The sequence below is a fragment of the Microbacterium sp. 4NA327F11 genome, from assembly GCF_005503465.1.
In the GTDB taxonomy this organism is placed as follows: Bacteria; Actinomycetota; Actinomycetes; order Actinomycetales; family Microbacteriaceae; genus Microbacterium; species Microbacterium ginsengisoli.
Genome location: NZ_SCOB01000042.1, coordinates 1 through 8,866, shown reverse-complemented (window position 1 = coordinate 8,866; position 8,866 = coordinate 1). Strand labels below are relative to the sequence as shown.

Genomic DNA, 8,866 nt, shown 5'->3' with positions numbered 1-8,866 from the left:
TGTCGTTTCTCGCGGTCGCCTGCGCGATTGATCGCGCTGTTGTTGCGTTCGTGCAGGTGAGTGTGAAGATCTAGCTGCGCGAGGTTGTCTGCACTACCGTTGCGATCACGACGATGAGGTCGGTGATGGATGACATTCGAGAGCCTGTGCGCGACCGCGGTGTTCTGACCGCGTGCGATGATGCGTGGGAGCGCGCTGCGAAGACGGCTGCGGTCATTGGTCCGCTCTCGGATCTCTCACGCGTTGGGCATTCCCGTGTGGACGTTGCGGCGGCGGAGCTGGGTATCTCGCGTCGGCAGTTGTACGTTCTGATGCGGCGGTGGCGCGACGGGCAGGGGCTCGTTTCGGACCTAATCCCTGGGCAATCGAACGGCGGTCGCGGCCGAACGCACCTGCCGGAGCTGGTCGAAGCAATCGTCTCGGAGGTGATCAAGAAGGGGTATCTGAACCGCCAGCGTCGGACGGTTGCTGTGGTGCATCGGGATATCGTCCGTGTTTGCCGCCAACAGGGTCTTCCTGCTCCCTCGCGGGCGACGATCGAGCGCCGGATCGCAGGGCTTGATCCGGCGGAGACCGCTACACGTCGCGAAGGTTCGGATGCGGGTCGGGCGTTGCAATCCGCGGCTGGTCTCGTGCCGCCGGTGCGGCGGCCGTTGGAGCAGGTGCAGATCGATCACACCGTGGTGGATGTGATCGTGGTCGACGAGCGTCACCGGCTACCGATCGGTAGGCCATACGTGACGGTCGCGATCGACGTGTTCAGTCGCTGCATCGTGGGGCTCGTTGTCACTCTCGAGGCCCCGTCTGCGCTGTCTGTCGGCCTTTGTTTGGCGCACATGGTCACCGACAAGCAGCCCTGGTTGGACGGTGTTGACGTGTCGGTGTCGTGGCCGATGAGTGGGAAGCCTGCCGAGTTGTATCTCGACAATGCCGCGGAGTTCAAGAGCGAGGCGTTGCGCCGCGGATGCGAGCAGCACGGTGTGAAGCTGCGCTACCGTCCACCGGGTCAGCCGCACTACGGCGGCATCGTGGAGCGAGTGATCGGCACGATGATGCGGTCAGTTCATGATCTTCCGGGTACGACGTTCTCGAATCCGGGCGAGCGTGGCCGCTACGACTCCGAGAAGACTGCAACCCTCACCGTCAAGGAGCTGGAGCATTGGCTAGCCCTGGCTGTGGCGGCCTATCACGGGCAGGTGCATCGCGGGATTGGGCAGACTCCGGCCGGGCGATGGGCGGCCGGGGTGGAGGCGAACGGAACGCCTGCGACGGTGACCAACGCGGCTGCGTTCCTGATCGACTTTCTCCCGGTGATCCGGCGGACCCTGAGGAGAACCGGTTTCACCATCGATCACGTGCAGTACTTCTCCGACGCGTTGAAGCCGTGGATTGCGCGCCGCGAGAAACTCGGCCGTTTCGTGATCCGGCGAGACCCTCGCGACATCAGTCGCATTTGGGTGCTCGACCCGGAAGGTGCGAACTACATTGATGTCCCGTACCGACGAATGTCACACCCGCCGGTATCCGTGTGGGAGCAGCGCGCGGCCACTACCGCGCTCCGTGCAGCCGGCCGCGAAGAAATCGATGAGGATGCGTTGTTTCGCACAATCGAGAAGATGCGGCAGGTGGTCACCAATGCCGCGGCATCGACGAAACGGGCGCGTCGCGCCGCCGACCGGCGCACCGACCGACCAAGCCCAGCGCGACGAGATCCCGTTCCGCCGAGCGGTCCGAGTGGCGATGGTCCGGCGGTTCCGTATCCGGTCATTGAGGAGTGGTGACGTGGACGATGACCTGGTCGACCTGACCCATCTCACCCCGGCCGCGCAACGGATCGCTGTGCTGCCTGCAGCGGAACGGATCGCCCATGTGCGTGCGGATCGGTGGATCGGGTACAGCCGCGCCACTGATGCGCTCGCCCGGTTGGAGGCGTTGTTCGAGTGGCCATCGAAGCAGCGGATGCCGAACTTGCTCCTGATCGGTCCCACGAACAACGGCAAGTCGATGATCATCGAGAAGTTCCGCCGCACGCACCCGGCGGTGTCGCTTCCTGATCGAGAGCACATCCCGGTACTGGTGATGCAGATGCCCTCCGACCCGACCGTGATCCGTTTCTACGTGGGGCTGCTCGCCTCGATGGGGGCCCCACTCAGGCCCCGGCAACGCCTCGCCGAACTGGAACAGATCGCGCTCGAACTTTTACGTCGAGTCGGAGTGCAGCTGCTCGTGATCGACGAGCTGCACAACGTGCTCTCCGGGACGACCCCTGTAAGGCGCGAGTTCCTGAACCTGCTGCGTTTCCTGGGCAACGAGTTGCGGATTCCGCTGGTCGGAGTCGGCACGCGGGATGCGTATCTTGCGATCCGTTCCGACGATCAGCTCGAGAATCGGTTCGAGCCGTTCACGCTGCCCCGCTGGGAAGTCGACACCGGCACCCGTTCGTTGCTCGCCAGCTTCGCCGCATCCTTCCCGCTGCGGCGGCGTTCGGACATCACTGGTGTCGAGATGGCCAGCTACCTCCTCACTCGCAGTGAAGGGACCATCGGTGAGTTGAACCAGCTGTTGATGGATACGGCGGTTGCGGCGCTAGATTCCGGCGAGGAGTGCATCAACCGGACTACTTTGCTGCTGTCGAGTTATGCGGGCCCGACAGAGCGTCGCCGTCTCTTTGAGCGCGAGCTCGCGTGACCTCACCCGCCAGATGGCCACTGCACCCACCACCATCCGCGGGAGAGGCGCTGTCATCGTGGCTGACCCGCATTGCCGCCGCTCACCGGCTCCGCCTCGATGAGCTCCTCGCTGACAATCTCGGCACCTACACCTTCGACGTCTTTGACCGCACTACCGGCGGTCTCGACATCACCCCACCTCGCGAGCTGCTCGTCGCGTTGGAGCAGCGCACGGGCCGAGACCGACACGAACTGTGGGGGATGAGCATCGCCGGGAACGTGCCGTGGCTCCTGGATGACCTCGAACCGTCCGACGACGAGGAAGCGTTCCACACCTACGTCCGCCAGCACCATGTTCTCCTCACCGCGCGGGAGCGCCCAGCACGGTTGGCGTCTCCCTGGCGCGCGTGGCTTCCCCGTGAGCCGCTACGACGCGCCTGCCCTACATGCATCGCCGGCCCAGAACGCGTTCCCGGCCTCACCCTCGTGTCGCAGCTGCCTTTGACGCTCAGCTGCCCCCGGCACGGCTGCTACCTCGAATCCGCCTACGGCTCCCTCGACACCAACATCATCTGGGTCGACGGCCACGCCGAGCCACGACCGGCACCGCCCGCCGTTCGTGCGATGGACCAGCGCTCAGCTGACGCGTTGCGCGTCGGCATCGTCCGACTGCCTCGGCGCGACGTGCACGCCGGCATCTGGTTCCGGATGCTCCGCACGATCATCGACGAACTCAGTACCTCCGCAACCCACGCGCGAACCCACGCGCACACCCTGCGAGAAGTGTGGGCCAGCATCGAGCAACCCATCCGGGGCGGACTGAGCGTCTGGAGATCGTTCGAGCTCCTCGACTGGTCGATGCAGCAACGTCTCCTCGAAGCGGCGGCCGCCGCAATCGCCATGATCGAAGACGGGACCATCCGAGCGCCTGGCACCGATGGTGCACTCTTTCTCCCAGCGCCGCACCGCCCAGCGGACGACGGCCGAACACCACGACCAATCGCGGATAGCACGAGAACGCAGGCTGAGCCGATCGACTACTGGAAGGCGGTCGTCGACAGCTTCAACGAAGTGGTTTCGCTCGCTCTCGCCGACCCAGCCCAAGCCGAGCTGCTCTACCGTTTCGTGTCATCCGGACCCGGAGGACCAAACAACGCCCGCCGGATACTCGCCGACATCGGCATCACCGAATATGCCTCGTCACAGAACATCCCTTAGAGCCGTTCACGAGTCATAGAATAAGTGAACAGTTACGTGACATTAGGTGGCGGCGAGTCGTAAGCTCGCGGGCCTGTCACGTAGTCGGCCGTATAAATGACAGGGAGTTCGCGATGTTCGTCGGCTATATGCGCGTGTCGAAGTCCGATGGATCACAGACGACGGATCCGCAGCGTGATGCGCTGCTTCAGGCCGGTATCGATGAGGCGCAGCTATACGAAGATCGGGCGTCGGGGAAGAAGGACGATCGGCCCGGTCTCGCCGCCTGCCTCAAAGCGTTACGCGACGGCGATACATTGATCGTTTGGAAACTCGACCGACTCGGCCGCAACCTGCACCACCTGGTGAACACGGTACACGACCTCACCGCGCGCGGTGTCGGGCTGAAGGTCCTGACCGGGCAAGGCGCCGCGATCGATACTACGACCGCCGCCGGGAAGCTCGTATTCGGGATCTTTGCCGCTCTCGCGGAGTTCGAGCGTGAGTTGATCTCTGAGCGAACCGTCGCCGGTCTCGTGTCCGCCCGAGCGCGCGGGCGTACCGGAGGCCGACCATTCACGATGACACCGGCGAAGGTGCGCACCGCGATGGCCGCGATGGGGCAGCCGGAGACGAACATCGGTGAGCTGTGCAAGGAGCTGGGAATCTCGCGACAGACGCTGTACCGCCACGTGTCACCAAGCGGGGAAGTGCGAGCGGATGGCCTGCGTGTCATCGGCCGGAAGAACTCGGGGCCGCGGAATTAGGAGCCCGCAAGAGCCAGTCCATCAGGTGCCCATGTCGGACCCGACCACGCCGGGAACGTCGGGGACGCTGGAGCAAGAAATTCACGCGGAGGAATTGGTCGCTGAAACTGACGCGAACCAGCACGCTCGCCCCGCTCATTTGTTAGGCGGAGCCGAATGCTTGATCAAGTCTCTCGCTCATACGGTCGTGATTGGGGCGGTCTCCGTGGAGTGTGTCTGGGGTTCGCGTCGTCGCCAGTCGTCGGGGATCGCAGCCTCCAGCGCGTCATCGACGGTGACCACACCGAGGAGGTGCCCTTGGTGGTCGATGACGGGGAGCACCATGAGATTGAAGTCGGCCATGCGGGTGGTGACATCGACGACGTCGTCTTCTGGTGATGCATGCACGGGGTCGCGGTCTGCGATCTCTGCGAGCGTAGCCTCCGGGTCGGCTTGGAGGACGTGGATGAGGTTTACGGCTCCCGAGAGAGCGCCGTCCGTGTCGGTGCAGTAGATGGTGAGGAGAGCCTCCGCCTGCTGGTCGCGCGCGGAACGGATCCGTTCGATCGCGTTGCGTACCAGCTCGGTGCCGGGCATGGCGAGGAAGTCCAGGCCCATGAGGCCGCCGGCTGTGGCTCCGTGATAGCCGAGCAGTCGCAGGACCGATGACCGCTGCGGCTCGGGCAGCAGGTCGAGGACCCCCTGGCGCCGCTGCTGCGGGAGGTCGAGGATGGCGTCGGCGGCGTCGTCGGCGCGCATCCGGCTGAGAACGGAGGCGACGTCGTCGAGGCTGCGGCTTTTGAGCAGTTGGGATTGGCTGTCGTCGTCGAGTTCTTCGAACACGTCGGCTTCGAGTTCGGGATCGCTGTGCACCTGGGTGAGCAGGTCGTCCTGCTCCCTGCTCGAGGCCGATTCGATCAGGTCGGCGATCTGCGCGGGCTTCAATCGCCGCAGCTGCCCGAACGGGGAACGCACCACGGCGGATGGTTGGTGACCGATCAACGCTTCGAAGGAACGCCAGTCGCGGACCGGGTGCTGGCCGCGCGGTTTCGGGCCGAGCCAGCGGTGCTTGTGGACATCGAGGCCGGTGACCACCCACCCTTCGGTGGTCTGGGTGAGGGTGATGTCATGTGCGCGAACCAGGGCGGCGCGGTCGATATCGATCAGCCGGTGCCCCAGCACGTCCGCGTTCAGCAGGACCTCGCCGTTGCGGCGTTCAAACGGCCGCAGGTCCAGTCGCGCCGTGGAGAGGGTGATGCGGTCGCGGGTGATCTCGGTCACTGCGGAGACGGGGACGAAGATGGATGCGGATCCGACTCGCACGACGAGCCCGGCCAGTGCCGGATAGTTGTCGGCATGCAGACGGACGATCAGGTCGGACAGTTTGCCGAGCGGTTCGTGTTTCGCGTCGATCACGGCGTGTTTGAGCAGTTCGGCCAGTGTGACGGTGTTCATGACAGAACTCCCTTGTACAGGTTCGAGTGTAGGGGTGGCGACTCTAGTGGCCTAGGGCGAGTTGGACGACGCGGACCACGACCAGGATCATCGCGACGAGCAGGTAAGTGCGCAGCACGGTCAGTCCGATGCGGCGACCGGCCGAGACCTCGGGACGGGCGAGCAGAGTGAGCGGAGGCATCCGCCAGCTCATACGCTGGCTGCGGTCGACGGGTTCCTGCACCACCGCGGACCGTCCTCGCCGCGAGACGGCGAGGACGATGCCGGCGACGATGGTGATCGCACTGCCGCCGCCGAGGATCCAGAGGATGGTCGATGAAGTGATGTCGGGAAAGAGCACGCTTGCGGTCAGCACGATCGACAACATGACCAGAATGGCGATGACGACCGAGGTAAACAGGTTGAGCCACCGGCCGTTGACCCAGGGTCCGAGGACCTGCTTGTCATTGCAGAGCAGCAGCAGGAACACGGTCGCCGACGGCAGGAGAACGCCCGCGAGCGTTTGCACGCCGACGGTCAGGAGTCCGAGGGGGCTGCCAGGGATGAGGACGACCACCGCCGACACCAGCAGCAGTCCCGCGAACACCGCGTAGAACCCCTTCGCCTCGCTCGGCTTGCGGTGCAGGGAATGTTTGAGCCCGAGGACATCGCCGAGCGCATACGACGTGGAAAGCCCCACCGCCGCAGCGCCGATGATCGAGGCGTCGATCAGTGCGATCGCGAAGAGCACACCGGCGATCTGCCCGACGTACGTGCCGAGGCCTTTCGCAACGCCCAGCGCATCGGTGAAGTTGCCGAACTCCGGGCGACCGGCAAACGTCGCGGCGGTGACGGAGATGATGAGGCCCGCGCCGACGATCACGACCACGATGCCGATCCACAGGTCGGCCTTCTCGTAGTTCATGAAGCGCGGGGTGATGCGCTTGTCGATCACATACGACTGCTGGAAGAACAGCTGCCAAGGCGCCACTGTGGTGCCGACGATGCCGATGATCAGCAGCATCACCGTCGACAGTTGGGCACCGGCGGGCATTCCGGGGATCACGAAGTCGCGGGCGATCTGCCCAAGCGGTGGGTGCACCATGAGGAAGATCGGGATGAGCACCACCGAACCAGCGATGAGCACCATGCAGGTGCGCTCGAACCGTTTGAACGATCCGGTGCTCGCGGCCGCGAGCACAACCAGGGCAGAGACGATCACGCCGGGGATCTGCGGGATGCCCAGGTAGCTCAGTCCCAGGCTGATCCCGATGAATTCCGTCACGATCGTCAATGCGTTCAGCAGGACCAGGTCGATGACGCTGAACGCGCCCCAGAACTTGCCGAACCGCTCCAGGATGAGCCGGGCGTGCCCGACACCGGTGACCGCGCCGAGACGCAGCACCATCTCCTGGTTGACGTAGAGCACGGGCACCAGAAGAAGCAGTGTCCACAGGAGGGTGGTGCCGTAGTTCTGGCCGACTTGGGTGTAGGTGCCGAAGGCACCGGCATCGTTGTCGCCCGCCATGACGATGAGACCGGGACCGACGATGGCCAGCAGTGTGCGGAGTTTCGCCGAGAGCTTCTGGCGGGGCGCGTCGTCGCCGAGACGGATAGTGCCCATCGCGCCTTCGATGTCGCCGATGTGCGCGCTGTCGAGCACAGCCGAGGTCGCGCCCGTGTCGGCGTGGTTCACGTCGGTCATAGTGATGCCTCCTCCCGCGAGGGGATGGAAAAAGAGGGTGGGACGCGGCGGCACGCCGAACAGCGGTCTACGCCGCCGCGGGCGCGAGAATTGAGGCGCTCTAAGCCGTCATCGTCGACAGCCGGAAGCGCGGACTATGGCTTTCGCTCACGGGTCTGCTCCTCTCGGTTCGCGACGCACACGGAGAAGCCACGGCCGATCGGCGGTGGGTACCTCTCCTCGTAAGACCTTTGGCACTCCGCGGCGTGAACCCGTGAAACGGGAGCCAATCGGGACCATCCCTTACGCCGGGAGGGCCTGTCCTGACCCGGGGCGTCTCTCGACGTTCGGGGTCGCTGGCTTGTATCCGCGAAGGAGCCTCAGCTAACGATCAGCACCTTGCGTTCGTCACTATACGCTGCTCAATAGTCCTGTGCAATAATCTGCGTATGAAAGCAGGTTTACCGGCTTGTGAATTCCTGGGCATACACGCCGCGTCTTACGCGGACGTGTTCCTCCGACGACACGAATCGTGAGCGCGTTCGGATACCTCCTGCTGCTTCCGTCCGACCTGGCCAGCTCCGACATCGCTGCTGCGGCAGCGGCGCTGGCCGCTGACATCTCGGAGAGCCGGATACAACTCGACATCGTCGCCCACGGTGACGATCCCAGGGACAGCACGCTGGCGAACCGGACCCTTGAGGAGCTGGGCAGACTTCCCCGCAAGATCATCGCCGACGCTCGACTGGACAACCCTGCCACCGTCCAGGAGTTCTACGACGATCACATCGCGCCGGCGCTGATACAGGGCCAGTCGGTGGTGCTGCTGGTGCGCGCTTCGGTCACCGACGCGTTACGAAACCTCATCGACCCGAACCCCGCGGACACAACACTTGGCCGACCCGAACTGTTTCGCTTTGATCGAGAGCTGCAGCCAATCCGCTTTCGCCCCTGAGCCAGCCCCATCCTCCAACCGCCAACTGGGTGCATGAGAGACGAGCCGGCAAGCGACGCTCGGCCCCGACCCAGGCAAGTCACGCAGCCCGGAGAGAAGGAGAACGCCCAGTCGTGACCCGGTGCCTACAGCCGTGCAATCGACCTTGAGCATTAGTGCAGGCGAGCGCGAGAACTGACAG

The 8,866-nt window shown here is 64.6% G+C and carries 7 protein-coding genes and 1 riboswitch; of the genes, 5 read left to right on the top strand and 2 right to left on the bottom strand.

Annotated features, from left to right (window positions below):
- Positions 1-125 precede the first annotated feature (125 nt).
- From FFS51_RS14315 to FFS51_RS14300, 4 genes are all read left to right on the top strand, one after another.
- Positions 126-1,781: a TnsB C-terminal domain-containing protein gene (locus FFS51_RS14315; protein ID WP_249352740.1), complete on the top strand. Its 1,656-nt coding sequence runs from the start codon at positions 126-128 to the stop codon at positions 1,779-1,781.
- Position 1,782: 1 nt separating this feature from the next.
- The gene (locus tag FFS51_RS14310; RefSeq protein ID WP_212742829.1) at positions 1,783-2,688 is read left to right on the top strand and encodes a TniB family NTP-binding protein; all 906 of its coding nucleotides are present in this window, start codon (positions 1,783-1,785) and stop codon (positions 2,686-2,688) included.
- Positions 2,685-3,887: a TniQ family protein gene (locus tag FFS51_RS14305; RefSeq protein ID WP_137837608.1), complete on the top strand. Its 1,203-nt coding sequence runs from the start codon at positions 2,685-2,687 to the stop codon at positions 3,885-3,887. The genes FFS51_RS14310 and FFS51_RS14305 overlap by 4 nt, the downstream gene beginning before the upstream one ends.
- 113 nt (positions 3,888-4,000) lie before the next feature.
- Entirely contained in the window at positions 4,001-4,633 is a 633-nt protein-coding gene (locus FFS51_RS14300; protein WP_137837607.1) for a recombinase family protein, read from the top strand.
- A 177-nt stretch (positions 4,634-4,810) separates the two neighbouring features.
- Here FFS51_RS14300 and FFS51_RS14295 read toward each other — a convergent pair whose 3' ends face one another.
- Both FFS51_RS14295 and FFS51_RS14290 read right to left on the bottom strand, forming a co-directional pair.
- The gene (locus FFS51_RS14295) at positions 4,811-6,067 is read right to left on the bottom strand and encodes a magnesium transporter MgtE N-terminal domain-containing protein (RefSeq protein ID WP_137837606.1); all 1,257 of its coding nucleotides are present in this window, start codon (positions 6,065-6,067) and stop codon (positions 4,811-4,813) included.
- A gap of 43 nt (positions 6,068-6,110) precedes the next feature.
- Positions 6,111-7,751, bottom strand: coding sequence for an Nramp family divalent metal transporter (locus FFS51_RS14290; RefSeq protein ID WP_137878753.1), 1,641 nt, complete (start codon positions 7,749-7,751; stop codon positions 6,111-6,113).
- A 208-nt stretch (positions 7,752-7,959) separates the two neighbouring features.
- A riboswitch (M-box (ykoK) riboswitch) is annotated at positions 7,960-8,129 on the bottom strand.
- A 133-nt stretch (positions 8,130-8,262) separates the two neighbouring features.
- Here FFS51_RS14290 and FFS51_RS14285 point away from each other — a divergent pair.
- Positions 8,263-8,685: a hypothetical protein gene (locus FFS51_RS14285; RefSeq protein WP_137837604.1), complete on the top strand. Its 423-nt coding sequence runs from the start codon at positions 8,263-8,265 to the stop codon at positions 8,683-8,685.
- Positions 8,686-8,866 lie beyond the last annotated feature (181 nt).

Excerpts from the sequence above, each read along its gene's own strand:
- FFS51_RS14290 (WP_137878753.1), bottom strand. The coding sequence starts at position 7,751 with ATGACCGACGTGAACCACGCCGACACGGGCGCGACCTCGGCTGTGCTC.
- FFS51_RS14315 (WP_249352740.1), top strand. The coding sequence starts at position 126 with ATGGATGACATTCGAGAGCCTGTGCGCGACCGCGGTGTTCTGACCGCG.
- FFS51_RS14295 (WP_137837606.1), bottom strand. The coding sequence starts at position 6,067 with ATGAACACCGTCACACTGGCCGAACTGCTCAAACACGCCGTGATCGAC.
- FFS51_RS14300 (WP_137837607.1), top strand. The coding sequence starts at position 4,001 with ATGTTCGTCGGCTATATGCGCGTGTCGAAGTCCGATGGATCACAGACG.